Here is a 25,583-nt window from a genome sequence, read left to right as displayed (position 1 = left end):
ACGCGATCATGCCGCAGACCGTGGTAGCAGGTATCGACGGGTCCGAGGAGTCCAAGCGGGCGCTGCGCTGGGCCGCCGAGTACGTCACGAAGGTGGGCGGACTCGTGCACGCCATCACCGTGTGGCACCAGCCCGTCCAGTTCGGCTACCGGCTGCCCACTCCGGACGCCGAGCTCGAACAGCGCGCCCGCAAGCTGCTCGACGACACGACCGAAGCCATCAAGGCCGAGTTCCCGAAGGTCGACATCCGCCCCCGCCTCGTGCGCGGCCACGTCATCGACGAACTGGTGGGGCTCTCCCCGCAGGCGGACATGATGGTCGTCGGCAACAAGGGCCACGGCGCCTTCACCGGCATGATGGTCGGCTCCGTAGCCCTCAAACTCGTCCACCACGCCCGCTGCCCCGTCCTCGTCGTGCGCTGACCGGGTTGGTTCGGTTTTACGTGGTGTGTGGGGTGGACTAGGGGTTAGCGGAGCCTTAGCGGTTGTCTTGCTGAGGCTCCGCTTTCGGGTAGGTCGCATTATCGCAAAAGGATAGTTCGAAAACCTGTTGTGTCGAGAAATTACGTAATGATTCGAAATACGTATGGACCGGCAGTGCCCGCCACGGCGCACTCCGAACTTCCAGGAAGCCATCCGGCTCCCACTGGATCGGCGTCCACCCTTAGTGCAGACACGCACATGTCCTTTTTTTGGCTCCACAGGCGCACAATGCGGTCGTGGCCGGTGCTGGCTAGCCAGGAGTCGTCGGGGCTGATTTCCAGAGCTGTGACTCTGCTCGAATGATCGGCCACTGTTGAGATAGGTGTGCCATCAGAAGCCCAGCGTCGCACAGTTCCATCGTCGCTTCCTGTGGCGAGCCAGCGGCTATCAGGACTAATTTTCACAGTCGTGACCCTCTTAGTGTGCCCAGTTAGCGTGGCGATGTGATTTCCTTCTCGGTGCCACAATCGCGCGGATCGATCGTTGCTTCCGCTCGCCAGCCAGGTGCCGTCCGGGCTGATCGCCACCGATGTAACCCCATTGAAGTGACCAGTCAGAATGGCGATAGGGGTCCCATCGGATTCCCAGAGGCGCACGGTGCGGTCACGACTGGCAGTGGCCAGCCAGGTGCCGTCGGGGCTGATCGCCACTGCCGTTACAGCATCGGTGTGATCGGTCAAAGCGGCGATGGGCGCCCCATCGGAGGACCAGAGGCGTACGGTGCGGTCCTCGCTTCCGGTGGCGAGCCAGTTGCCGTCTGGGCTGATCGCCATAGTTGTGATCGTGCTCGTGTGACTTGTGAGGGTGGCGGTTTCTGTTCCTCCCACGGTCCATCGTCGGACGGTGCAGTCCTCGCTTCCGGTGACCAGCCAGGTGCCGTCGAGGCTGATCGAGACGGCCGTGACTTTCCCGGTGTGTCCGGTAAGGGTGGCGACAAGGCTGCCATTATTCGCCCACCGGTAAACGGTTCCTTCGTCGCTTCCGGTGGCGAGCCAGTTGCCGTCTGGGCTGATCGCCATAGTTGTGATCGTGCTCGTGTGACTTGTGAGGGTGGCGGTTTCTGTTCCTCCCACGGTCCATCGTCGGACGGTGCAGTCCTCGCTTCCGGTGACCAGCCAGGTGCCGTCGAAGCTGATCGAGACGGCCGTGACTTTCCCGGTGTGTCCGGTAAGGGTGGCGAGATGGGTGCCGTCAGAAGACCAGCGCCGAACAGAGCCGTCGTAGCTGCTTGTTGCCAGCCAGGTGCCATCCGGGCTGATCGACACAGCCGTGACCCAGTCGGTGTGTCCGGTAAGGGTGGCGAGGTGGCTGCCGTCAGAAGACCAGCGCCGAACAGAGCCGTCGTAGCTGCTTGTTGCCAGCCAGGTGCCATCCGGGCTGATCGACACAGCCGTGACCCTGCCGGTGTGTCCGGTAAGGGTGGCGAGGTGGCTGCCGTCAGAAGACCAAGTGCGAACTGCGCCGTAATGACTTCCGGCGGCGAGCCAGGTGCCATCTGGGCTGATCGACACAGCTGTCACCGCATGGCTGTGGCCGTGCAGGGTGGCGATTGGGGCTCCCTCGGCCGACCAGAGGCGCACTGTGCGGTCTTCGCTCCCCGTGGCCAACCAGGTGCTGTCGGGGCTGATTGCCACCGCCATAACCCCACGAGTGTGACCAGTTAGAGCGCCGATAGGGGTCCCATCGCCCTCCCAAAGGCGAATGGTGCGATCACTACTGGCGCTGGCAAGCCAGGTGCCGTCGGGGCTGATCACTACTGCCATGACCGAGTGGCTGTGGCCGTGCAGGGTGGCGATTGAGGCTCCCTCGGCTGACCAAAGGCGCACTGTGCCATCCTCGCTTCCAGTGGCCAACCAAGTGCCATCGGGACTGATCGCGGTGGTGATGACCGGCTCAGGGTGGCCGGTGAGAACTCGTTGCAGGGCGGGATGCGGTGTGTCCGGCAAAGGCCAGACGGACGACAAATAGGGGCCAGGTACTGCCGTGATCGCTGCGGCAACGTAGTCAGTTAGATCCGAGTATCCATGTAAACGGGACAGCAAAGTGGCTGCGAGCGCATTGTCAGGTTCCACTGGTGCCAGCAAATGTGCGTTCTGGGTGATGACGCGTCGCAGGGCCGCCCCGAGGGGGGCGTTGACATGTGCTAAATCATTTTCCACGGCGGCGGGGCCGTCACGGTGTAGGACGGCGAGGAGCCAGCGAATATTGCAAACGGTGGTGTCGAGCTCCTCGTTTCGATCCGCGTGATGTAAGTGGTGAGAGAGGGTTCGCCATAGGTAAGGTTCGCTCCTCGGAAGTTCCCACCATGCCGTCGTCCCATTCGTACGTGTCAATTCTGCGCGATGGGCATCGAGGAGTGATCGATGGTAATACGTGAGGCGGAGGCCGGCTCGGTGCCGAAGGTAATCTCCAATAACATCGTGCAACTGCAGTCTGGGGGTTGCGTTAAGGCTGTAGCCCTGTACTAGCGAAAGATCATCCAGCTGCATGCAGAGCTGCTCGACATCGTCGTCGTCGAGCCCGGCGGTGTGGCCCCAAAATACTTCCAACGTGCGTTGGGGTATCACCGCGTCCTCGGGGAACACTGCCAATTCCAGGAAACGTTCCAGCAGGTGATGGTTTTCCTCGGCGAGTAACGACAGGCTTACCTCTACGGTGGCGGCTACCGCAAGGCTGCGTTGGTTCGCATTGGTGATATCCAGGGCAGTTGGCCCCTTCGCCGCCAGTCGATCTCCGACCCTTTTTGTTGCTTCGGGGACTGGCAAACCCCGCTGGAGGTACTTCCTGACCGCCCGGTTGGCCAGTGTCATGAGAACCGGCCACCCTCCAGTGCGGGCAAGTAGTGGCTCCCAAGCCTTGTCAGAGCTGGCGGGCAATCCTTCGCTGAGTACGGTGCGTGCCTGCTGAGGTGTCATAGCATCGACCGCTACTTGAGCCGTGCCCGTTGGTAGCACGTCGCGCATCCGGGTGGTAACGAGACGACGGCATGATCGTCCGCCATGTAGGAACGGTGCCAACTGAGATGCCCGCCAGACGTCGTCCACGACCAGTAGGCACTCTGCATTGTCAAGGATCGCGCCGAGGTGTTGACCAGCTTGTTCGGGGTCTGTCAGCAGAGGGCGATGTCCTGAGACTCGTACGGTCAGATCGTTGATCTTCCCAGCCAGGTCAGCTTCTTGTACCTGCTCGCCGAGGGTCACCCACAGGACGCCGTCCGGGAACTGCCGCAGGACACGTTCTTGCCGGCAAACAGCGGCAGCCAAGGTGGTCTTCCCGAAACCTCCTGCTCCGGCGACACCGACCAGCGCGACCACGTCGTCATCTTCGTCGGATAGCAACTTATCCACCAGGCGGTCGGACAGCTCCGGACGGGGCACCACGCGGTTCGGAGGGGTCGGCACGACCCCAGTGCTCGTTAGCGAGGTCGGGGCGCCGATGTTCAGCGTAATGTCACCCCCGACGTTTCCTGCCTGCACCGCCGTTCCAACTCGTCCGTCCAGCTGATTCCGCCCAGCGTTCCAGGGCCCGACTGTTGATGGCCCTGCGTCACTGGCGCTCTCTGTCACGACGAGTGCCTCCCCACGATTCAAGTAGCAGCTCTGCGCACCTCGGTCGATCTTGATTCGCCAGTCTGCCATCGACCGTTTCTTCGGTGATAGCAGACCAGAACGCGACGTACGGTCTGGAGCCGATCCCTGTGGGTTCCTGCCTCAAAACGCGTGCATCTGCCTCGCCCGCCGGGGCGACCTGCGAGCGCTCTCTGCGTGCCGAGGCTTCTTAATAGTCAAAAACTCGTGGATGCCGGCTACGCGGCGTGATCCTTGCACACATTGATTACCTCGCCTCAGATGACGCTTGAGCACTTACGCGTACAGACGGGGCTGTTGTCGGTGACGCAGGCTGGCTTTGTCAGCGCTGCGTGAGTTTCAACTGTCAGTTGCACGGTTTCATTGCTGCAGGTGAGGGTTTGCCAGTAGTGCGATGCACATCGCCCGCCGGTCCTCAAGGGGCCGGCGGGCGATGTCGTGTTGGCAGGGGGATCAGCCTTCCAGGCGGGCGGTGAGCATTTGGCTCTGCTCGTGGAACATCTCCTGGACGCCGGAGAACGTTCGGCCGTAGCCGGCGGCGATCTCCGTGCTGGGGTCGCGGCGCACGGTCCAGCCCTTGCCGGTGAGCACGTCGCCGGGGTCGGGGCGGTCTTCGACGCTGAACAGCGACGGCAGGTCGATGCCCCACTGGTCGGAGACCTTCCGGATCTCGTCGCCGAGCATCTGGTCGCGGTCACCGGCGACGTGCTCGATGGACAGGCGGCTGCCCGGCGCGGAGAACCGGTGGATGGTGTCGAGCAGCTGCGCTTCGGCGTCCACGGGGAGGTAGGGCAGCAGGCCTTCGGCGAGCCAGGCCGTGGGCACCGAGGTGTCGAACCCGGCGTCTTGGAGCGCGCTCGCCCAGTCGTCCCGCAGGTCGACGGCGACGGCGTGCCGTTCGGCGGCGGGCTTCGCGCCGATGTCGTCGAGGGTCCGGTCCTTGAACTCCAGCACTTTCGGCTGGTCGATTTCGAAGACCCGCACGCCGCTCGGCCAGGCCAGCCGGAACGCGCGGGTGTCCAGGCCGGACGCGAGGATCACGGCCTGGCCGCAACCGCCCGCGGCGGCGCGCAGGAAGAACTCGTCGAAGAACCGGGTCCGCACGCCCATGTAGTCCGACACCATGCCGCGCATCAGCTCTTGCGCTTCGGCGCTGGCGAGCTGGGGCGCGTCGGCGGCGTCCACCAGGGCGCGGGCGTACGGGTCGTTGATCAGCCGGTCCTCGCGGGCCGATTCGGCGGCGCGGCCTTCCGCCACGGCGAGGGCGGTGATCCCGACTCCGGAAACGATGTCCCATTGCTCGTGCGTGCTGGTCACCTGAGCACCTTTCAGTCCGCTTCGAGTTCCTTTGCGAGGCTAACTGGAAGGTTGCGCCACACAACTATGTGTGACTCATTCGCTCTTCGCCCATTTCGGGCGAACAGCCTAGTGTGCTCACCCGGCGGGCAGCGGCGGCCGATCGGATGCGCAGGTGAGGGGCGGTTTCGGTGCTGCTCCGATCGGTGCGCCGCGGCCCGGCTCGGTGTCACCCGTTCAGCCGAAGGTCAATTCGGGGTGCGCTGCTCGTCGAGCGCGGAAAAGCGCGCGGTCACCTGATGTTCGACGGAGGGAGAACCGCCGTCCGGCGAATTCGGCGGACGCGGCTCATTCGGTTTCCCGTTCGCGGCGGCGCTGCTCCTCGCGGTAGCCGTACGCGGCCTGCCGGACCGCCGCGTCCGATTCCAAGCTGGAGCCCAGCGCGCCGGCGACCACGCCCATCGTCGTGAACCCCCACGCCAGCGTCAGGTACCGGGTGAAGTCCGCCGGATGCCCCAGCGTGCTCGACAGCAGGTTCGGCGGGACCAGCAGCAGCGCGATCAGCACGTTGACCACGAACAGCCCCGCGTACATAACCCCGACGCCGATGAGCAGCGTGAGCACCGTCGACGTGTTGTAGAGCAGCACCTGCTCGCGGTCCTGCGGGCTGTCCGAACGGCGCTTCTCCCACAGGCCGTGCGCGGCGATCAGCCAGCCCACCAGGACGGCCACCGAGCCCACCGCGGCGATGATCTGGCGCATCGGGCCGAGCTGGTCGCCGATCTGCCAGATGGTGCTGGAGGACAGGCCGAACGCGCTCGTGGCCACCGCCGCCGCGAGGGCGTTGCGCAGCCCGAACACCAGCCGCCACGGCTGGTTGGTGCGCACCATCCCGCTGAGCAGTCGCAACCGCCCCCGGGTGCGGGTGGCGGTGTAGCGGATGTCCACCTCGCCGTCGTCGTCGTGCTCGCCCTCCCGGCGGATCGGCGCGACCACCTCGGTGAGCCCGCTGTCCAGCCCGTACCGGTGGTCGGCGCCGCCTTCCCGGCCGGTGAGCTCGTCGGCCAGCTGCAGCACGACCTGCCGGGAGCGCCGGTAGGGCTGGGTGCCGCCGAGCGTCGGCAACGACACCACCGCGACGTGCTCGTCGACGTTCGCGTCCGCCACCACCGGCCTGCCGTTGGCCCGCACCGGCAGGTCGGTGAAAGTGATCGCGTAGTCCCAGTTGCGCTGCTGCAACCGGTCCCGGGTCGCGCGCAGGATGTCCCGGGTTCCGTGCAGGCCCGCCGTGACCGGGTCGACGTCCACTTCGACCGTCCACTCCCGCTCGTCGCCGAGGTGTTCGGGCAGTTCGTCGGCGAGGTGCCGGGCGACCCGCTCCGGCAGGTCCGGGTCGGTGATCAGGCCGAGCGTGACCTGCTCGGCGGGGTTCGGCGCGTCCTGCTCGCCGGAACGCTTGGTCCCGCCGTCGTCCTCGGCGCTCATGTCGCGGTGTTCCTCCTGTGCTCCGTGTTCGTACATCGGCTCTGGAGTATCCACTCGGGATGACGGCAAACATCATCCGCGATGAGCCCGGCGCGTGCGCGGGTGGATCAGCGCCACGCCCGGGAGCGCAGCAGGCGCAGGCCGTTGAGCCCGACCAGCACCGTCGACCCCTCGTGCCCGGCGACGCCCAGCGGCAGCGGCAGGTCGCCGACGAGGTCCCACACCACGAGGACCGCGATGAACGAGGCCGCGATGACCAGGTTCTGCCGGACCAGGCGCCGTGCCCGCCGGGACAGGTCGACGAGCTTGGCGACGGCGGCGAGCTCGTCGCGCACGATCACCACGTCGGCGGTCTCCAAGGTGAGGTCGGCGCCGGCCCGGCCCATCGCCGCACCGGTGTGCGCGGCGGCCAGCGCGGGGGCGTCGTTGATCCCGTCGCCGAGCATCAGGGTGCGGTCGCCGAGCTCCCGCACGGCGGCGACCTTCTGCTCCGGCAGCAGTCCCGCTCGCACTTCCCGGATCCCCGCCTCGTCCGCGATGCGCCGGGCGGCGAGTTCGTGGTCGCCGGTGAGCAGCACGGGCTCCGCGCCGGTCAGCTCCCGCAGCGACCGCACGGCCGCGGCGGCGTCCGGCCGGATCCGATCGGTCAGGCCGAGCACGCCCGCGACGACGCCGTCGGCGAGCACCACCACGGCGGTGCGCCCGGCGGACTCCACGGCGGCCACGCGCTCCGAGCGCTGCTCGGGGCCGCGCACCTCGATCCGCCGTCCCGCGACGAGCGCGGTCACGCCCCGCCCCGGTTCGGCGCGGAAGTCCGCGGCGTCCGGGATCGGCAGGCCGCGTTCGCGGGCGGCGGTGACCACGGCCCGGCCCAGCGGGTGCTCGCTGCGGTGTTCCGCTCCGGCGGCCAGTGCCAGCACCTCGTCGGCGCCGTGCCCGGATTCGGGGTGGATCTCGGCGACGACCGGCACCCCCTCGGTGAGGGTGCCCGTCTTGTCCAGCGCCACCCGCTCGACGTCGGCGAGCCGTTCCAGCACCACCGCCGACTTCACCAGCACTCCGCGCCTGCCCGCGTTCGCGATCGCCGACAGCAGCGGCGGCATCGTCGCCAGCACCACCGCGCACGGCGAAGCGACGATCATGAACGTCATGGCGCGCAGCAGCGCGTCCGCCACGGCCGCCCCGAACAGCAGCGGGACGCCGAACACGGCGAGCGTCGCGAGCACGATGCCCATCGAGTAGCGCTGCTCGACCTTCTCGATGAACAGCTGGGTCGGGGCCTTCGCCTCGCTCGCCTCCGCCACCAGCGCCACGATGCGCGCGATCACCGATTCCGAGGCGTCCCGCGCGACGCGCACCCGCAGCGCGCCGGAGCCGTTGAGGGTTCCGGCGAACACCTCGTCGCCGGGGGCCTTCGCGGCGGGTATCGGCTCACCGGTGATCGTGGCCTCGTCGATCTCGGTGCGGCCGTCGAGCACTTCGCCGTCGGCGCCGACGCGTTCGCCGGGGCGCACCAGGATCTCGTCGCCGACGACCAGGTCGGCGGCGGGCACGGTCCGCTCCGCGCCGTCGCGCACCCGCACCGCGGTCTCCGGGGCGAGGTCCAGCAGGCCGCGCACGGAGTCCTCGGTGCGCGCGGTGGCGTAGGCCTCCAGCGCCCCGGAGGTCGCGAAGATGACGATGAGCAGCCCGCCGTCGCGCACCTGGCCGATGCTCGCGGCCCCGATCGCCGCGACGATCATCAGCAGGTCCACGTCCAGCGTGCGTTCGCGCAGCGCCCGCAGCCCCGCCCAGGCCGGTTCCCAGCCGCCGGTGGCGTAGCAGAGCAGGTAGAGCGCCCAGGAGGTCCAGGCAGGTCCGCCGCCGAGGTCGACCGCGAGTCCGAGCAGGAACGCCAGCAGCGCGGCCCCGGCCCACCGGCTCTCGGGCAGGGCGAGCAGGCCTCGGCGGCGCGGTGCGGCCCGTCCGGCGGGTGCGGGGCGGTCGGTGAGCGTGGTCATCGCGGTTCCTCGGGAACGGGGGTGCGGCGCCACACAAGATACATGAATGACTGTTCAGATGTGCAGGTGTTCAGGTGGGGTCGTGGCTACACTGCGCGCATGGGTCATGGAGTCGAGGGCGTCGCGCCCGCCGCCAAGCTGGACGCGGTCTCGGCGTCTTCGGTGGCCGAGACCCTGCAAGCGCTGGCCACGCCGTCCCGGCTGCTGATCCTCAGCGAACTGCGCCAAGGCGCGCGGCCCGTCGGCGAGCTCGCCGCGGCCGTCGGCATGGAGGCGTCGGCGGTGTCCCACCAGCTGCGGTTGCTGCGCTCGCTGGGCCTGGTCAGCGGCAGTCGCACCGGCCGCAGCGTCGTCTACAGCCTCTACGACGACCACGTCGCCCAGCTGCTCGACGAAGCCGTCTACCACATCGAGCACCTGCGGCTGGGCCTGTCGGGTTGAGCCGTCGCGCTCGCGCCGGAACGGTCGGGCGTCGGCGATAGCCTCGGGGCATGGCTGACTACGTGCAGGTCGTGACGACCACGGATTCCGAAGCGGCGGCGGCGGAACTGGCCCGCGGCATCGTCGAGGCGCGGGCCGGGGCCTGCGTGCAGGTGGTGCCGATCCGCAGCTTCTACCGCTGGGACGGGGCGGTGCAGGACGACCCCGAGTGGCAGTTGCAGGTCAAGACCCCGGCGTCCCGGCTCGACGCGCTGATCGCGCACATCGGGGCGCACCACACCTACGAGGTCCCCGAGGTCATCGCCACCCCGATCGTCGGCGGGAACCCCGCGTACCTGTCCTGGCTCGACGAGGAGACCTCGGGCTAGTTCGGCGCCGCGCCGTCGGGTGATCCCGGCGGCGCGACTCGAATCCACTGAGGACTGATTTCCGTCCTCAGTGGATTCCTTCAGTCCTCTTGGATCGCGATGGCCGCCGCCGGGCACAGCGCCGCGGCTTGGCGGGCTCCCTCGTGCCGCTCCGGGGCGGGGGAGTCGTCGAGCAGCACCACGACGCCGTCCTCGTCGCGCTGGTCGAACACGTCCCCGGCGGCCAGCACGCACTGGCCCGCTCCGATGCACCTGTCCTCGTCGATCTCGATCCGCACGGCTCCTCCTCCGGTGCTGGGTCCGCTCACGTCCACCGCCGCGTTGTGCAGGCAGCCGACTTAAAGCTACGCTAGCATTTAAGTCAGATGGGTTTCTTAATGGAGGAGATCGATGACGGACGAGGACACCCGCGCCGCCGCGCGCCGGTGGGCTCGGCGGAAGCCCGCCGCGGTGGTGAGACGATGACCGTCGTGGACGCGGAAACGGTGCGGAACAGGCCCGGTCGAGCAGCCGGCGTCCGGCGCGAGCAGGCCGACGCCACGCGGGAGCTGCTGCTGCGCACCGCAGAACGGCTGTTCGCCGAGCGCGGGCTCTCCGAGGTGTCCAACCGGCAGATCGTCGAAGCCGCCGGGCAGGCCAACAACTCCGCGCTGGCCTACCACGTCGGCACCCGCGAGGACCTGCTGCGCGCCCTCAGCGACACCCACAGCGAACCGATCACCCGGCGCACCGGGGAACTGATCGAGGCGGCGAGCGGCTCCGACGACCCGCGCGATCACGTGGCCTGCCTGGTGCTGCCCTACGTCGAGCACCTGGCGGGCCTGGGCAATCCGAGCTGGTGCGCGCGGTTCACCGCGCAACTGGCCACCGACCCGGTGCTGCGCGACAACCCGATGCGGGCGCCCGAGATGGAACCGCTGCTGCGCACGGTCGACGAGGCGCTGGCCGCGCACAAGCCCGAGCTGCCGCCGAAGATCGCCGCGATCCGCCGGGAAACGGCCCGGCTCGCGGTCCTGCACACCTGCGCCGAGCAGGAGCGCGCCGCCGCCGAGACCGGCGCACCCGCGGACTGGGACCTGGTCGGCGTCGCCTTGACCGACAGCCTCACCGGCCTGCTGCTCGCACCCACCCGCTGACCCGCGGCACCCACCTGAACCTCCCTCGTCACGGGCGGCGCACGCCGCCCGGGAACCGGACTGCGCATGACCACTGCCGACGAGACCACCGACCCGAACGCCGTCCCGGCACGACCGGCGATGCGGCGGCCGCTGCCCCCGGAACTGATCGAGCGGGGCGAGTGCCCGTTCGACCCGCCCGCCGAGCTGGGCAGGCTGCGCGGCGAAGGGCCCGTCGCGCCGATCACCTTGCTCAACGGGGCCCGCGCCTGGATGGTGACCGGCTACCGGGAGGCCCGCGAGGCGTTCGGCGACCCCCGGTTCAGCTCCGACAAGTTCCGCCACCGCGACGCGCTGCAGCTGACCCCGGAGGAAGTGGCCGCCGGAACCTGCCCGCACGCCCCGGAAAGCGCCACGCCGAGCGGGCACGGCCTGTTCATCTTCATGGACCCGCCCGAGCACACCCGGCTGCGCAGGCTGCTCATCGGCGAGTTCACCGTCCGCCGGATGCGGGCGCTGGAATCGCGGGTGACGGAGCTGGCGGTCGAGCTCATCGAGGACATGCGGGCCGCCGGGAACCGGGCCGACCTGGTCGCGGACTTCGCCCTGCCGCTGCCGTCCCTGGTCATCTGCGAGCTGCTCGGCGTGGACTACGCCGACCGCGCCCGGTTCCAGCGCTCCGCGGCGGTCAGCTTGAACTTCCGGCTCCCGGAGCAGGAGCGGCTGCGGGCCGGGGCGGAGCTGCGGGAGTTCATGCGCGAGCTGGTCGCGAGCAAGCGCGCAGCACCGGGCGACGACCTGCTGTCCGGGCTCGTGCACGGCGACGCGGACCCGGCGCTGACCGATCTGGAACTGGTCGACATCGCCACCACGCTGCTCACCGCCGGGCACGAGACGACGGCGAACATGCTCGCCCTCGGCACCTTCGCGCTGCTCGAACACCCCGAGCAGCTGGCCGCGCTGCGCGCCGACCCCGCGCTGGTGGACGGCGCCGTCGAGGAGCTGCTGCGCTACCTCTCGGTGCTGCACCTCGGCACCACCCGGGTCGCCACCGAGGACCTCACGCTCGGCGGTGTCGACATCGCCGCCGGGGACACCGTCCTGCTGTCCATCCCCGAAGCCGACCGCGATCCGGAGCACTGGCCCGAGCCCGACCGGCTCGACGTGGCCCGGCCGCGCAGCCCGCACCTGGCCTTCGGCCACGGCGTGCACCAGTGCCTCGGCCAGCAGCTGGCGCGCGTCGAGATGCGCATCGGTTACGCCGAACTGCTCGACCGCCTGCCCGGGTTGAGCCTGGACGTGCCCGCGGGCGACGTGCCGCTGCGCACCGACATGATCGTCTACGGGGTGCACGAACTCCCGGTCACCTGGCGGTGATCAAGGGGAGTGGCGGGCCGCCGCGGCGGCGTGGGCGTCGGCCTCGTCGGCCGCGCCCGGGTCCGCGCCCGCGGCGGTGAGGTTGATCCGGGCCAGGATCGCCGCGCCGCGAGCGCAGGCCGCCGCCAGCGCGGCGGCGGTGTGCGCGTCGCCCCGCAGCGCGGGCGTCGCCTCGGCCGCCACTTCGGCGGCGAGCGCGGCGACCTGCTCCGCCAGTGCGGCCAGCGCGGCAGGCGGTCCCGCCGCCCCGACCAGCGCCGCCGCCAGCGCCGCGCTCCGGCCGGGATCGTCCCGGTCGCGGCGCTGCGCCGCGAGCACCTCTCGGTAGGCGTCGGAATCCGCGCCCGCCAGCTCCGTCGCCCGCTGCCGCAACGCTTCCGCCTGCGCCGCCCGCGTGGGGTCCCGGCGCAGCCGGGCCGTCATCGCGAGCAGCCCGGCCGCCGCTGCGGCGGTGACCGCGCCGACGACACCGCCGGTGGCGGACGGCGTCGGCGCGGCCACCTCGTCCAGGAAGTCCCGCACGCTCACGCCGAGATCGGTCAACTCAGCCCCACGACCTGACCGTGCTCGTCGATGTCGATGCGCTCCGCCGCCGGATGCGACCCGAGGCCGGGCATGGTGCGCATGTCACCGCAGATCGGGTACACGAACCCCGCTCCGACCGAGGCCCGCACCTCCCGCACCGGCAACGTCCAGCCGGTCGGAGCGCCCAGCAGCCCCGGATCCGAGCTCAACGACAGGTGCGTCTTCGCGATGCACACCGGCAACGTGCCGAACCCGTTCGCCTCGTAGTCCCGCAGCGAGCGGGCCGCGGCCGGGGTGTAGGACACGCCGTCGGCGCCGTACACCTGCCGGGCCACCGTGTCGATCTTCGTGCGCAGGTCCGCGGAATCCGGGTACAGCAGCTGGAAGCGGCTCGGTTCGGAGGCGGCCTCCACCACGGCCTCCGCCAGTTCCTTCGCGCCCTTGCCGCCGTCGAGGAAGTGGCTGCTCACCGCGACGCGCGCGCCAGCGGCCTCGGCGACCTCGCGGATCGCCGCGTGCTCGGACGGGTGGTCGGTGGGGAACGCGTTGACCGCCACCACCGGCGACACCCCGTGCAGCCGGATGTTCTCGATCTGCTTGCGCAGGTTGTCCGCGCCGGCCAGCACGTCGTCGGGGTTCTCCGCCAGCAGCTCCGGCGGCAGCGGGCGGCCCGCCACGATCCGGTGGTTGCCGGAGTGCGCCTTCAACGCGCGCACCGTCGCCACCAGCACCGCCGCGTCCGGGCGCAGGCCCGAGGTGCGGCACTTGATGTTGAAGAACCGCTCCGCGCCCATGTCCGCGCCGAACCCGGCCTCGGTCACCACGTAGTCCGAGCAGCGCCCGGCGATGCGGTCGGCCACCACCGAGGAGTTGCCGTGCGCGATGTTGCCGAACGGCCCGGCGTGCACGAACACCGGAGTGTTCTCCGTGGTCTGCATCAGGTTCGGCTTGATCGCCTCCCGCAGCAGCACCGTCATCGCACCGGCCGCCCGCAGCTGCTCCGCGCTGACCGGGGAGCCGTCGCGGGCGTAGCCGACGACGATGCGCCCCAGCCTGCGCCGCATGTCGTGCAGCGAGTTCGACAGCGCCAGCACCGCCATCACCTCGCTGGCGGCGGTGATGTCGAACCCGGTCTGGCGCGGCGCTCCGTCGGCGGGCCCGCCCAGGCCGGTCACGATGGAGCGCAGGTCCCGGTCGTTGACGTCGAGCACCCGCCGCCACGTGATCCGCTGCGGGTCGATGTCGAGCTCGTTGCCCTTGTGCAGGTGGTTGTCCAGCATCGCGGAGAGCAGGTTGTGCGCCGCGGTCACCGCGTGCATGTCCCCGGTCAGGTGCAGGTTCAGCGCCTCCATCGGCACCACCTGGCTGTAGCCGCCGCCGGCGGCACCGCCCTTGATGCCGAACGTCGGGCCCATCGACGGCTGCCGGATCGCCACCGCCGAGCGGTGCCCCAGCAGCCGCAGCGCCTGCCCGAGCCCGACGGTGGTGGTCGTCTTCCCCTCGCCCAGCGGGGTGGGCGTCACGGCGGAGACGAGGACGTACTTGGCCGCCGGGCGGTCGGCGAGCTCCTCGATCGCGTCGAGGGACACCTTCGCCACCTGCCTGCCGTACGGTTCCAGCAGGTGCGGGCCGATGTCGAGCTGCGCGGCGATCTCGTCGATCGGGCGGAGCGCCGCGGCTCGGGAGATGTCCAGGTCGGACGGGATGGTCATGCGGGAACCTCCTGGATCCGGGCGAGGGCGTCGTCGCGCCACTGGACGGTCCGGTCGAGTTCGTTGAACGTGAACAGGTGCCACCCGGCGATGCCCGGGGCGGGCTCGTCCAGGTGCGGCCAGAGCCCGTCGAGCAGCGCGTCCGGCGTGTACGGCGCGAGCAGCTTCGTGACCAGGCCGTGCTGCTTGCGCAGGAACCGCAGCGATTCGCCGAGGCCGATCTTCATCGACACCCGCAGCAGCTTCGTCACGTCCACCGCGCCGGGCAGGCCGACGTGCACGGGCAGCAGCACGCCGCGCGCGCGGACCTCGCCGAGCCATTCGGCGATGCGGCGCGGGTCGTAGCAGATCTGCGAGACCACGTAGTCCGCGTGGCGCGCCTTGTCCGCCATGGCCCGGATCGTGACCTCGTCGGACAGGAACGCGTGCCGCTCCGGGTAGCCGGTGATGCCGACCTTGCCCGGCTTGCGGTCCAGCTCCGCCATGGCCCGCAGCAGCGCGAGCGCGTCCGGGAATTCCCCGGCGGGCACCGGGGAATCGCCCGCGATGACGAAGACCTCGTCGCTGCCCAGCGCCGCCGCGCGGTCCAGCAGTTCGGCCAGCCGCGCCCGGTCCGGGACGGAACGCGCCGCCAGGTGCGGCACCACGTGGAACCCGGCCGCCGCCAGCCGGGCCGCGACGTCCATCGTCGCGTCGAGGCCCTTCGCGGCGGAGGCGGTGACGGTGACGGTGCTGCCCGCGGGCAGCACCGCCGCCCGCTCCGCCGCTCCGCGCACCGGCAGCACCTCGAACCTGCTGCGGCACAACATCTCCTGCAGCCGCTGAGTGCTGGTGTCCATCAGCTCGACCCCCGCTCGCTCACGCCGTGGCCGTGCGTTCGAGGTGCTTGGGGATGTCCTTGTTGGGGTCGTGGAAGGGCTTCTCCACGACGATCGCCTCCTGCGGGCCGTGCTGGGTGTGCACCACCAGCTCGGTGCCCGGTTCCTGGTAGGCGACCGGCACCATGGCGAAGCCGATGTTGCTGTCCAGCCGGGGGGAGTGGCAGGCGGAGGTGACCTCGCCGATGCGCAGGCCGTGCGGGTCGTGCACGTCGAACGGTTCGATCATGCTGCCGTCGTTGAACGAACCGACGCCCGGTCCGCCCATGCGCACGCCGACGAGCTTGCGCGCCACCCCTTCGGCCTTGATCCGGGTCAGCGCCTCCTTGCCGAGGAAGTCGGCGTCCTGGTCCAGATCCACCATCCACGTCTTCTCGAAGCCGTAGCCCGCTTCGAACGGGTTCGTCTCGTAGGTGATGTCGCAGCCCCACGACAGGATTCCCGCTTCGATGCGGCGGATGTGGCACGGCCCGATGACCTGCATGCCGTGCGGCCGGCCCGCCTCCCAGATCGTCTCCCACAGCTTCACGCCGTCGCGGGTGGCGTTGTGCAGGTAGATCTCGTAGCCCAGCTCGGCGGTGTAGCCGGTGCGCGAGACGACGACCTGCATGCCGTTGAGCTCGCGGTCCACCGCGTAGTAGTAGGGAACGTCCAAGATGGACTCGCCGAACAGGTCGACCATCACGTCCCGCGACTTCGGCCCCTGCACCTGCACCGGTCCCACGTCGGGTTCGCGGATGTGCACGTCCATGCCCAGGCCGTGGGCCAGTCCCTTCGCCCACAGCAGCACGTCGCTGTCGGCGAGCGAGAGCCAGAAGTGGTTCTCCCCCAAGCGAAGCAGCACGGGATCGTTGATGATGCCGCCGTCCTCGGCGGTGACGAACACGTACTTGCACTGCCCGACCTTGCACTTGGTGAGGTCGCGCGGCACCAGCATGTTGGTGAACTCGAACGCGTCCGGCCCGGTGATCTCCACCTGCCGCTCCACGCCGACATCCCAGAGCGTCACCCCCTCCAGCAGCGCCCAGTACTCCGCCACCGGGTCGCCGTAGTGGCGCGGGTGGTAGGTGTGGTTGTAGACGCTGTAGAGGCTCACGCCGTGCTGCCGGGAGGCGTGGAAGAACGGCGACTTGCGCAGCCGGGAGTACTGCAGAATTCCGGGGTTCGGATTCACTGCCATCAGGGGTTCTCCTTTGCGGTGAGCGATCTGTCCGGCCCGGTCGGGGTGCGCGGCGGCGCACCTCGGCGGTGAGCCGGGCGACGTGTGGACTTCGGGTACCGCGATGCGGGTGAGCGGGGGCGCTCAGCGCCGCATGCGAGCCATGTCGGGGTCGAACACCGGGTCGGCGACGACCGCGGCGGGATGTCGGCGGTCGAAGTAGGACACCCGCAGCGGAGTGCCCGGCTCGGCCAGTTCGGCGGGCAGCCACGCGTAGGCGAGGCTCATGTCCGCGCTGTGGCCGTATCCCGCGCTGGTGGTGAAACCGACCGCGTCGCGGCCGGTCTCGGGGAACACCGGCTCGGCGCCCATCAGCACCGTGCCGTCGGTGACGTGCAGGCAGCACAACCGCCGCCGCACCGGTCGTTCGCGGCGCCGCAGCAGGGCGTCGCGGCCGACGAAATCTCCCTTGCCGGGTTTGACGGCGAACGCGAGCCCCGCCTCGTCGGGGTCGTGCTCGCTCCACATGTCCGCGCCCCACGCGCGGTAGCCCTTCTCCAGCCGCATCCCGTTGAACGCCGCGCGGCCGGCGGGAAAGATCCCCTGCTCGGCGCCCTGCGCGGCCAGCAGGTCCCAGAGCCGCCCGCCGAACTCGGCGGAGGTGTAGAGCTCCCAGCCCAGCTCGCCCACGTAGGACAGCCGCAGCGCGACGACCGGCACTTCGCCGACGAACAGGCGCTTCGCGCGGAAGAACCGGAACGCCTCGTGCGACACGTCGACGTCGGCCAGCGGGGCGAGCACCGCGCGGGCGTCCGGCCCCCACAGGCCGATGCAGCAGGTGCCGCCGGTGATGTCGCGGACGAAGGTGGTGTCGTCGGCGTGCGCCCGCAGCCAGGCGACGTCGCGCGGGCCGTTGCACCCGACCTGGAACTCGGTCTCCGACAGCCGGGCCACGGTGATGTCGCCGCGGATGCCGCCGGTGTGCTCCAGCATCAGCGTGTAGGTGACGTAGCCCGGCGCCCGGTCCAGCTTGCCGGTGGTGAGCCGGTCCAGGAGCCCCAGCGCGCCGCGCCCGCTCACCTCGCAGCGGGCCAGCGAGGTCATGTCGAACATCGCCACGCCCTCGCGGGCGGCCTGGTGCTCGGCGGCGGCGATCGGGGAGAAGTAGCGCCCGGCCCACTCGCCGGGGACGACGATTTCCCGCCCGGTGACGAGGTATTCGTTGGACTCGTACCAGTGCGGCCGTTCCCAGCCGTTGGCCTCCAGGAACAGCGCGCCGAGACGTTGCTCCCGCTCGTGGAACGGCGAGGTGCGCAGCGGTCGCGGGTGCAGCGGGGGCTGCTGCGGGTGCACCACGTCGTAGACCTCGCGGAAGCTCTGCGCGCTGCGCTCGGCCACGTAGGCGGGGCTGTGCGCGAAGTCCTCGAAGCGGCGCAGGTCGGCGGCGCGCAGGTCGATGCCGGGGGAGCCGTCGGCCATCCACTCGGCCATCGCCCGGCCCACCCCGGCCGAGTGGGTGATCCACACGGCCTCCGCGACCCAGAACCCGGCGACCTCCCGCGACGGTCCCAGCACCGGCATCCCGTCGGAGGTGAACAGGAACAGCCCGTTCATGCCCTCGGCGATCTCGGCCCGCTCCAGCGCGGGCAGCAGTTCGCACGCGTCGTCCCACGGCTGCTTGAAGTCGTGCGGGGTGAACGGGTGCACCGAGGCCATGCCCGCCCAGCGGCCGCCGCCGGGCGGCGCCTCCGCGCCGTCGCCCGCGGCGGTCGGGGCCAGCTCCTCGGCGCGCACCGGGATCACCCGGTGCTGGTAGGAGCCGATGCCGTAGCGGTCGTGGATCTGCCGGAAGTACATCGAGGCGTCCTGGTGCCGCAGCAGCGGCTGCGCCACCTCGTCCCCGCCGTGCTCCTTCGCCGCGCCGAGTCCGGGGATCGGGCCGGTCACCGCGTACTGGTGCGCGAGCGGCTGGACCGGGATGGACACCCCGGCGAGCGCGCCGATCTTCGGCCCCCAGATGCCCGCGCAGCACAGCACTTCTTCCACTTCCACGGTGCCGGCGCTGGTGCGGACCGCGCGGACCCGGCCCCCGGAGACGTCGAAGCCGGTCACCTCGGTGCGCCCTTCGAACCGCACGCCGAGCCGGGCCGCCTCCCGTGCCATCGCCTCCGCGGCCCGGACGGGTTTGGCGATGCCGTCGCTCGCGACGTGCAGGCCGCCGAAGACGCGGGAGTGCTCCACCTGCGGGATGCGGTCGGCGACCTCGCGCGGGCCGATCAGCTCGGCGGGCACGCCCCACGCGGCGGCGAGGCCGCGCTTGCGCTCGAGGTCCTCCCAGCGCCGCGCGGTGGTGGCGACCTCGATGCCGCCGACCTGGTGGAAGCACGGTGCGCCGTCGAGGGTGTCGGTGGTGAACCGCTGCACCGTGTAGGAGGCCAACCGGGTCAGCAGCTCGGAATTGTTGGTCTGGAAGACCAATCCCGGTGCGTGCGAGGAGGAGCCGCCGGTCGCGAACAGCGGGCCCTGGTCCACGACGAGCACGTCGGTGATCCCGGCGCGCGCGAGGTGGTACGCCGTGGAGCAGCCGACGATGCCCGCTCCCACGATCAGGATTCGTGCCCTGCCGTCCATGTGCCGCCCCCTGGCTCACGACGCTGCTGCCGGGTCCGCTGCTCCCCGGAGAATTCGGCTCGATCACACGCATGTCGTCCTCGCGCGCCCGGCCGGAGTCCCCGCGGCGGCCCCTTGGAGGGTTGTTGCGCTAGTCACAACTGGCTGCGTTAAACGCAACAGTGCGCTTGCGCGCCGGGATGCGTCAAGCACACGAGAGGGCGAATTTCGTTGGAATGATCGGCTTTTCTCGATCCGAGCCGACGCGGCCGATCCCGGTTGTCGGCGTGACCGTGCGTGGTTAGCCTCGGCTGCACCAGGACTTCAGGCGTTCCTCGCCCAGTGGGTGATCAGATGCGATCCCGCCATTCCCGCACTCCTGACGGCACCGCGCCGCGCGCCGAGCGGTTGCCTGATCCGCCCGCCCGGCTGTGGCGCTCGGCGGAACCGGGGCGCTCCTACGACGTGGTGATCGTCGGTGCCGGCGGGCACGGGCTGGCGACCGCGTACTACCTCGCCGCAGAGCACGGGATCCGGGACGTGGCGGTGCTGGAACGCGGCTGGCTCGCGGGCGGGAACATGGCCCGCAACACGACGATCATCCGCTCCAACTACCTGCTCGACGAGAGCGCCGCGCTCTACGGGCACGCCCTGGACCTGTGGGAGCGGTGGCCCGCCGAACTGGACTACGACTTCCTGCTAAGCCAGCGCGGAGTGCTCAACCTCGTGCACACCGAACAGGAGGTGCGCGACGCGCGGCGCCGCGCGTTCGCCAACGGCCTCAACGGAATCGACGCGGAGTTCGTCGGTCCCGACGAGGTCGCCGCGCTGTGCCCGATCCTCGACGTGTCCCCGGACCGGCGTTACCCGGTGCTGGGCGCGACGTGGCAGGCGCGTGCGGGCATCGCGAAGCACGACCACGTGGCGTGGGCGCTGGCGACGCGGGCGAGCGAGCTCGGCGTGGACCTGATCGAGCAGTGCGAGGTCACCGGGTTCGTCACCGACGGCGAGCGGGTCACCGGGGTGCGGACCTCGCGCGGGGACATCGCAGCGGGCCGGGTCGGGCTGGCCGCCGCGGGCCGCACCAGCGAGCTCACCGACATCCTCGGCTGGCGGATCCCGTTGCAGAGCCACCCGTTGCAGGCGCTGGTCTCCGAACTGCTGGAGCCGGTGCACCCGTGCGTGGTGATGTCGAACCACGTGCACGTCTACTGCAGCCAGGCGCACAAGGGGGAGCTGGTGCTCGGCGCGGGCATCGACTCCTACAACGGTTACGGGCAGCGCGGCTCGGTGCAGGTGATCGAGCGGCAGCTGGCGGCGGCGCTGGAGCTGTTCCCGATCTTCGCGCGGGCGCACGTGATCCGGACCTGGGCGGGCGTCGTCGACGTCACCCCGGACGCCTCGCCGATCATCGGACCGACGCCGTTCGAGGGGCTGTACGTCAACTGCGGCTGGGGCACCGGGGGGTTCAAGGCCACGCCGGCCGCGGGCCGGGTGTTCGCGCACACCGTGGCGACCGGCTCGCCGCACCCGCTCGCCGAGCCCTACGGGTGGGAGCGGTTCCGCACCGGCGCGCTCATCGACGAGCACGGCGCCGCCGCCGTCGCGCACTGATCGGAGGGTGTGATGTTGCTGATCCCCTGTCCCTGGTGCGGGAACCGGGACGAGGTCGAGTTCCGCTACGGCGGGCAGGCACAGGTCCCGTACCCGGTGGACCCGACCTCGCTGGACGACGCGGCCTGGGCGGATTACCTGTTCGTGCGGGACAACCACTGCGGCAGCTACGCGGAGCGGTGGGTGCACGCGGACGGCTGCCGCCGCTGGTTCGACGTCGTCCGCGACACCGCCACGAACGAGTTCGCGCCGTGACCCGGCTGCCCTCCGGCGGGCGCATCGACCGCGGCCGGACCGTCGAGTGCGAGGTGGACGGCGTGCCGTTGCGCGGACATCCGGGCGACACGCTGGCCTCGGCCTTGCTGGCCGCCGGGCGCCTGGAGGTGGCGCCGTCGGTGTACCTGGGCCGCCCGCGCGGTGTCCTCACGGCGGATCCGGGTGAGCCGAACGCGCTGGTGCAGGTGCTCGACGACCCGGAGCCGATGGTCCCCGCGACCGAGGTCGAACTGCGCGACGGGCTGGCCGCGCTGAGCCTCTCCGGCGTGGGCCGCGCCGATCCGGGCGGTGCGGCGCGCTGCGAGAAGCGCTACCGGCACGCGGACGTGGTGGTGATCGGGGCGGGGCCCGCCGGGATCGCGGCGGCGCTGGCCGCCGGGCGGAGCGGCGCCCGGGTGTACCTGGTGGAACGACACCGCGAGCTCGGCGGCGCGCTGCTGGACGGCGACGAGCGGATCGACGGGGTGCCGGGCGCGAAGTGGGTCGCGCGCGCGGCCTGCGAGCTCGCCGCGCGACCGGAGACCCGGGTGCTGACCCGCGCGACGGTAACCGGGCACTACGACCACGGATACCTGCTTGTCGCAGAGCACTCCGCGCCGGAGCAGCGGCCGCCGTGGCAGCGGTTGTGGCACCTGCGCGCCCGGCGGGTGGTGCTGGCCACCGGCGCCCGTGAGCGGCCCGTCGCGTTCCCCGGCAACGATCGCCCCGGCGTCCTGCTCGCCGGGGCGGTGCGCCGCTACCTGCGGCGGTTCGCGGTGCTGCCGGGCGAGCGCGCCGTGGTGGGCACGACCGGGGACAGCGCTTACGCGACGGCGCTGGACCTGGTGGCGGCGGGCGCGTCGGTCCCGCTGCTGGTCGACGCCCGCCCCGAGCCGCCCGCGGCGCTGCTGGCCCGGGCTCGGGACGCGGGAGTTCCGGTGCGGACGGGTGCGGCGGTGATCGGCACCTCCGGCGAGCGGTGGGTCTCCGCGGCGCGGGTGTCCGCCCTCGACGACCGGGGGCGGCCGGTGGGGCCGGTGGACGTGCCGGAGTGCGATCTGGTCGCGGTCGGCGGCGGGTGGAATCCGGCGGTGGAGCTGAGTCGCGATCCGCTGGTCTGGGACGCCGAGATCGCCGCGTTCGCGCCGGACGGGGATGCGGCGGTGGGCGCGGCGCGCGGTTCCTTCGGGCTGCGGGACTGCCTGGCGCAGGGGTTCGCGGCCGGTGCCGCCGCGGCCGCCGCGACCGGTTTCCCCGTCGTGGCGCCCCCGATCCCGCCGGTCGACGCCGATCCGGCGCCGGCCCGCGTTCGTCCACTGTGGATGATTCAGGGCGATGAGGAGTCGAGTTTCGTCGACCTGCAAAGGGATGTGACCGTCGCCGACGTCCGCCGCGCCGTCGACGCGGGGCTGCGCTCACCGGAGCACGTCAAGCGCTACACGACCCTCGGAACCGGCAGCGACCAGGGCGCCACCTCGAACGTGCTCGGCCTGGGCGTGCTCGCCACCCTGCTCGGCATCGAGCCGGGCGACCTGGGCACCACGGCGTCCCGCCCGCCGGTCCGGCCGATGCGCTTCGAGCTGCTGGCCGGGCGGGATCGCGGTGCGCTGCACGACCCGGTGCGCACCACCCCGATGCACGACTGGCACGTGCGGGCGGGCGCGGTGTTCGAGGACGTCGGGCAGTGGAAGCGCGCCCGCCACTACCTGCGGCCGGGCGAGGACATGGCGGCCGCGGTGCTGCGGGAGTGCACCGCCGCCCGCACCGGAGTGGCCATGATGGACGCGACCACCCTCGGCAAGATCGACGTGATCGGGCCGGACGCGGGGGAGTTCCTCAACCGCGTCTACACCAACGGATTCGCGAAGCTCACCGTCGGCAAGGCCCGCTACGGCATGATGTGCACCGCCGACGGCATGGTCTTCGACGACGGCGTCACCATGCGGCTGGCGCCCGAGCACTACCTGATGAGCACCACCACCGGCAACGCGGCGGCCGTGCTGGACCGGCTGGAGGAGTGGCTGCAGACGGAGTGGCCGCAGCTGTCGGTGCACTGCACCTCGGTGACCGAGCAGTGGGCCACGATCGCCGTCGCCGGGCCGGATTCCCGCACTGTCCTGGCGCGGGTGGCGCCGGAGCTGGACGTCTCGGCGGCCGGGTTCGGCTTCATGGAGTTCCGCGACGCGGTGCTGCGCAACGGGATTCCCGCGCGGATCAGCCGCATCTCGTTCTCCGGGGAGCTCGCCTTCGAGATCAACGTGGCGTCCTGGTACGGGCAGGCGGCGTGGGACGCGGTGTTCGCCGACGGCGCCGACCTCGGCATCACGCCCTACGGCACCGAGGCGATGCACGTGCTGCGCGCGGAGAAGGGCTTCGTGATCGTCGGGCAGGACACCGACGGCACGGTGACGCCGCTGGACCTGGGCATGGACTGGGTGGTCTCGAAGCGCAAGAGCTTCATCGGCGACCGCTCCTTCGCCCGCCCCGACACCGCCCGTTCGGATCGCAAGCAGCTGGTCGGGCTGCTGCCGGTGGACCGGGACGCGCTGCTGCCGGAGGGCGCGCAGCTCGTCGAGCCCGACGCGACGCGGACCCCGCCGGTGCCGATGCTGGGGCACGTGACCTCCAGCTACCGCAGCGCGGCGCTGGGCCGCACGTTCGCGCTGGCGCTGGTCCGCGACGGCAGGCGCCGCGTCGGCGAGGTGCTGCACGCGCCCATCGGCGGCGCCGACCTCGCCGCCGAGGTCACCGATCCCGTCTTCTACGACCCGGAAGGAGCCCGCCGTGACGGTCACCAGCCCCGCTGAACCGGGAACCACCGGGGCGGCCACCGCGGACCTGCGCCGCAGCCCGTTGGCGGCCCGCGCCGCCGAGCTCGCGGAGCACAGCGCCCGCAGCGGCGTGCTGCTCGCGGAGGAGCCGTTCCTGACCCAGGTGAACCTGCGCGCCGCGCCGGACGCGCTGGACCGGCTCGGCGGGGCCGTCGGAATTCCCCTGCCGCGCGGCGTGAACGAGGTGCGCGGCACCCCGGAACGGGCCGCGCTCGGGCTCGGTCCGGACGAATGGCTGATCATCGCCCCGGACGGCGCGGCAGGCGGCGTCATCGACGGCCTCGTGGCCGCCGGAGCCGGTTCGGCGGTGGACGTGTCGGCGAACCGCACCACCGTGCGGCTCGCCGGGCCCCGCGCGCGGGACGTGCTGGAGCAGGTGTGCTCGCTGGACCTGCACCCGCGCGCGTTCGCGGCGGGCGGCTGCGCGCAGACGCTCGTCGGCCGCACCCAGGCCGTGCTCTGGCAGCTCACCCCGGAACCCGGCTACCGCCTGCTGGTGCGCGGCTCCTTCGCCGGATACCTGGCGGACCTCCTGATCGACGCGCTCCCGAGCTGATCTCCCGCCTGCCGGAGTCCGCCCCCGCCGCGGTGGCGCGGAGGGCCGGTACTGCGCAGGTGCTTCCGAGTACCGGCCGCGCGATCGAAATGGAATGCGACTTCGCGAGAATTCGCGGCGACGCTGATTTCCGGCGTCGGGAATCGGGTTGAAATCCCAGCGCACCGGGATGTTCGCGCGGGTGAACCCGCGCGTTGCGGCGGTCGGCCGTGCGGGATTTTCGCAGGTGGAAGGCGTGCGCCGACACCCGTCCGATTGTTGCGCAATCAGCAACTCGGTGTAGGGTTCGAGAGGAAAATTCCCCGCAACGGATACGGTTGAACCCGTGGTCAACGCAGGACGATCTCCCAACGGTGAACGGTCCGGCGCACTAGTGCAGTCGGTGGACCGGGCGGTGAGCGTGCTGGAACTGCTGGCACGCCACGGCGAAGCAGGAATCACCGAAATCGCCGGCGAGCTCGGCGTGCACAAGTCCACCGCCTCCCGCTTGGTCAGCGTGCTCGTCTCGCGCGGCCTCGTCGAGCAGCTCGGGGAGCGCGGCAAGTACGTCATCGGCTTCGGCGTGGTCCGGCTCGCCGGTGCCGCCACCGACCGGATGGACCTCTCCCGGCTCGGCCGCCCGTTCTGCGAGTCGCTCGCGGGCGACCTCGGCGAGACGGTGAACATCGCGGTCCGCGACGACGACGTGGCCATCAACATCAGCCAGGCCCGCGGCACCGCCTCCGTGACCGCGCACAACTGGGTCGGCCAGCGCACCCCGCTGCACGCGACCTCCAGCGGCAAAGTGCTGCTGGCGCACGCGCCCGTCGACGACCAGGACGTGCTGCTCGACGGCGACCTCGCGCAGTACACCCCGCGCACCGTCACCGACGCGGCCGAGCTGCGCGGCGGATTCCAGCTCATCGTGCGCGACGGCTACGCCACCAGCTACGAAGAACTGGAACTGGGCCTGAACGCGGCAGCGGTCGCCGTGCACCGCCACGACGGCGAAGTGGTCGCCGCCCTCAGCGCCTCCGGCCCCTCGTACCGCTTCTCCCGCAAGCGCATGCGCGAAGTCGTCGGAGCCATGAAGGTCGCGGCCAAGGAACTATCAGGCCAACTCGGCTTCCTGGAGGAATGAGCTTTATACGGCTCGTTTTGCTCGTGTGGTCGGGTGGCGGAACCTCAGGCGGTCTGTCGCTGCGGGATCTTTTTCCCAAGTGGCTCCGCCACGAGGGAAAAAGCCGTCCTCGCGACAGACCGCCTGAGAACCCGCGGGTGGTCGGCTTTTGGACGTGGGCTATGTGCTTCGC

At 70.9% G+C, this 25,583-nt stretch carries 20 protein-coding genes; 10 read left to right on the top strand and 10 right to left on the bottom strand.

Annotated features, from left to right (window positions below; translation table 11 throughout):
* Positions 1-8 precede the first annotated feature (8 nt).
* On the top strand, positions 9-422 hold the full coding sequence (locus tag BJ969_RS20420) for a universal stress protein (RefSeq protein WP_184481059.1): 414 nt from the start codon (positions 9-11) through the stop codon (positions 420-422).
* A gap of 140 nt (positions 423-562) precedes the next feature.
* On the opposite strand, the gene BJ969_RS20415 is transcribed toward BJ969_RS20420, so the two are convergent.
* The 4 genes from BJ969_RS20415 to BJ969_RS20400 all read right to left on the bottom strand — a co-directional run bounded on the left by BJ969_RS20415 (position 563) and on the right by BJ969_RS20400 (position 8,850).
* Entirely contained in the window at positions 563-3,958 is a 3,396-nt protein-coding gene (locus tag BJ969_RS20415) for an NB-ARC domain-containing protein (RefSeq protein WP_184481057.1), read from the bottom strand.
* 564 nt (positions 3,959-4,522) lie between these two features.
* Positions 4,523-5,386, bottom strand: coding sequence for an SAM-dependent methyltransferase (locus BJ969_RS20410; protein WP_184481054.1), 864 nt, complete (start codon positions 5,384-5,386; stop codon positions 4,523-4,525).
* A 327-nt stretch (positions 5,387-5,713) separates the two neighbouring features.
* Positions 5,714-6,850 carry a hypothetical protein gene (locus BJ969_RS20405; protein ID WP_221315889.1) on the bottom strand — a complete coding sequence of 379 codons (1,137 nt, stop codon included), beginning with the start codon at positions 6,848-6,850 and terminating at the stop codon, positions 5,714-5,716.
* Positions 6,851-6,957: 107 nt separating this feature from the next.
* On the bottom strand, positions 6,958-8,850 hold the full coding sequence (locus BJ969_RS20400) for a heavy metal translocating P-type ATPase (protein WP_184481051.1): 1,893 nt from the start codon (positions 8,848-8,850) through the stop codon (positions 6,958-6,960).
* 99 nt (positions 8,851-8,949) lie between these two features.
* Here BJ969_RS20400 and BJ969_RS20395 point away from each other — a divergent pair, with 99 nt between their 5' ends.
* Positions 8,950-9,291 (top strand): ArsR/SmtB family transcription factor, encoded by a 342-nt coding sequence (locus tag BJ969_RS20395; RefSeq protein ID WP_184481049.1) that lies wholly within the window; start codon positions 8,950-8,952, stop codon positions 9,289-9,291.
* 50 nt (positions 9,292-9,341) lie between these two features.
* Positions 9,342-9,659 carry a divalent-cation tolerance protein CutA gene (cutA, locus tag BJ969_RS20390; protein ID WP_184481047.1) on the top strand — a complete coding sequence of 106 codons (318 nt, stop codon included), beginning with the start codon at positions 9,342-9,344 and terminating at the stop codon, positions 9,657-9,659.
* A gap of 80 nt (positions 9,660-9,739) precedes the next feature.
* On the opposite strand, the gene BJ969_RS20385 is transcribed toward cutA, so the two are convergent.
* Positions 9,740-9,937: a 4Fe-4S domain-containing protein gene (locus BJ969_RS20385; protein ID WP_184481045.1), complete on the bottom strand. Its 198-nt coding sequence runs from the start codon at positions 9,935-9,937 to the stop codon at positions 9,740-9,742.
* 99 nt (positions 9,938-10,036) lie between these two features.
* Between BJ969_RS20385 and BJ969_RS20380 the strand changes: the two genes are divergently transcribed.
* Both BJ969_RS20380 and BJ969_RS20375 read left to right on the top strand, forming a co-directional pair.
* Positions 10,037-10,795, top strand: a complete 759-nt coding sequence (locus BJ969_RS20380) for a TetR/AcrR family transcriptional regulator (RefSeq protein WP_246457028.1) — start codon at positions 10,037-10,039, stop codon at positions 10,793-10,795.
* A 66-nt stretch (positions 10,796-10,861) separates the two neighbouring features.
* Positions 10,862-12,151, top strand: a complete 1,290-nt coding sequence (locus tag BJ969_RS20375) for a cytochrome P450 (protein WP_184481043.1) — start codon at positions 10,862-10,864, stop codon at positions 12,149-12,151.
* Here the strand turns inward: BJ969_RS20375 and BJ969_RS20370 are convergent, their stop codons facing one another.
* From BJ969_RS20370 to BJ969_RS20350, 5 genes are all read right to left on the bottom strand, one after another.
* Positions 12,152-12,679: a cyclodeaminase/cyclohydrolase family protein gene (locus tag BJ969_RS20370; protein ID WP_184481040.1), complete on the bottom strand. Its 528-nt coding sequence runs from the start codon at positions 12,677-12,679 to the stop codon at positions 12,152-12,154.
* Between the two features lie 11 nt (positions 12,680-12,690).
* Positions 12,691-14,388: a formate--tetrahydrofolate ligase gene (locus tag BJ969_RS20365; RefSeq protein ID WP_184481038.1), complete on the bottom strand. Its 1,698-nt coding sequence runs from the start codon at positions 14,386-14,388 to the stop codon at positions 12,691-12,693.
* Entirely contained in the window at positions 14,385-15,227 is an 843-nt protein-coding gene (locus BJ969_RS20360; protein WP_184481036.1) for a methylenetetrahydrofolate reductase, read from the bottom strand. Before BJ969_RS20360 ends, BJ969_RS20365 begins: the two co-directional genes overlap by 4 nt.
* A gap of 19 nt (positions 15,228-15,246) precedes the next feature.
* Complete coding sequence (locus BJ969_RS20355) at positions 15,247-16,446, bottom strand: glycine cleavage T C-terminal barrel domain-containing protein (RefSeq protein ID WP_184481034.1); 1,200 nt, start codon at positions 16,444-16,446, stop codon at positions 15,247-15,249.
* Between the two features lie 123 nt (positions 16,447-16,569).
* Positions 16,570-19,056, bottom strand: coding sequence for a GcvT family protein (locus BJ969_RS20350; RefSeq protein ID WP_184481032.1), 2,487 nt, complete (start codon positions 19,054-19,056; stop codon positions 16,570-16,572).
* Between the two features lie 333 nt (positions 19,057-19,389).
* On the opposite strand from BJ969_RS20350, the gene BJ969_RS20345 reads away from it, so the two are divergent.
* From BJ969_RS20345 to BJ969_RS20325, 5 genes are all read left to right on the top strand, one after another.
* The gene (locus BJ969_RS20345) at positions 19,390-20,649 is read left to right on the top strand and encodes a sarcosine oxidase subunit beta family protein (protein WP_184481030.1); all 1,260 of its coding nucleotides are present in this window, start codon (positions 19,390-19,392) and stop codon (positions 20,647-20,649) included.
* Positions 20,650-20,661: 12 nt separating this feature from the next.
* Entirely contained in the window at positions 20,662-20,904 is a 243-nt protein-coding gene (locus tag BJ969_RS20340) for a sarcosine oxidase subunit delta (protein WP_184481028.1), read from the top strand.
* Positions 20,901-23,711 (top strand): glycine cleavage T C-terminal barrel domain-containing protein, encoded by a 2,811-nt coding sequence (locus BJ969_RS20335; protein WP_184481025.1) that lies wholly within the window; start codon positions 20,901-20,903, stop codon positions 23,709-23,711. The genes BJ969_RS20340 and BJ969_RS20335 overlap by 4 nt, the downstream gene beginning before the upstream one ends.
* Positions 23,689-24,291 (top strand): sarcosine oxidase subunit gamma family protein, encoded by a 603-nt coding sequence (locus BJ969_RS20330; RefSeq protein ID WP_184481023.1) that lies wholly within the window; start codon positions 23,689-23,691, stop codon positions 24,289-24,291. The genes BJ969_RS20335 and BJ969_RS20330 overlap by 23 nt, the downstream gene beginning before the upstream one ends.
* 373 nt (positions 24,292-24,664) lie before the next feature.
* The gene (locus tag BJ969_RS20325; protein ID WP_184485564.1) at positions 24,665-25,411 is read left to right on the top strand and encodes an IclR family transcriptional regulator domain-containing protein; all 747 of its coding nucleotides are present in this window, start codon (positions 24,665-24,667) and stop codon (positions 25,409-25,411) included.
* Positions 25,412-25,583: the final 172 nt, after the last annotated feature.

The organism is Saccharopolyspora gloriosae (assembly GCF_014203325.1).
In the GTDB taxonomy this organism is placed as follows: Bacteria; Actinomycetota; Actinomycetes; order Mycobacteriales; family Pseudonocardiaceae; genus Saccharopolyspora_C; species Saccharopolyspora_C gloriosae.
The sequence above is the reverse complement of the archived record's forward strand: the minus strand, read 5'-3'. Positions and strand labels throughout refer to the sequence as shown.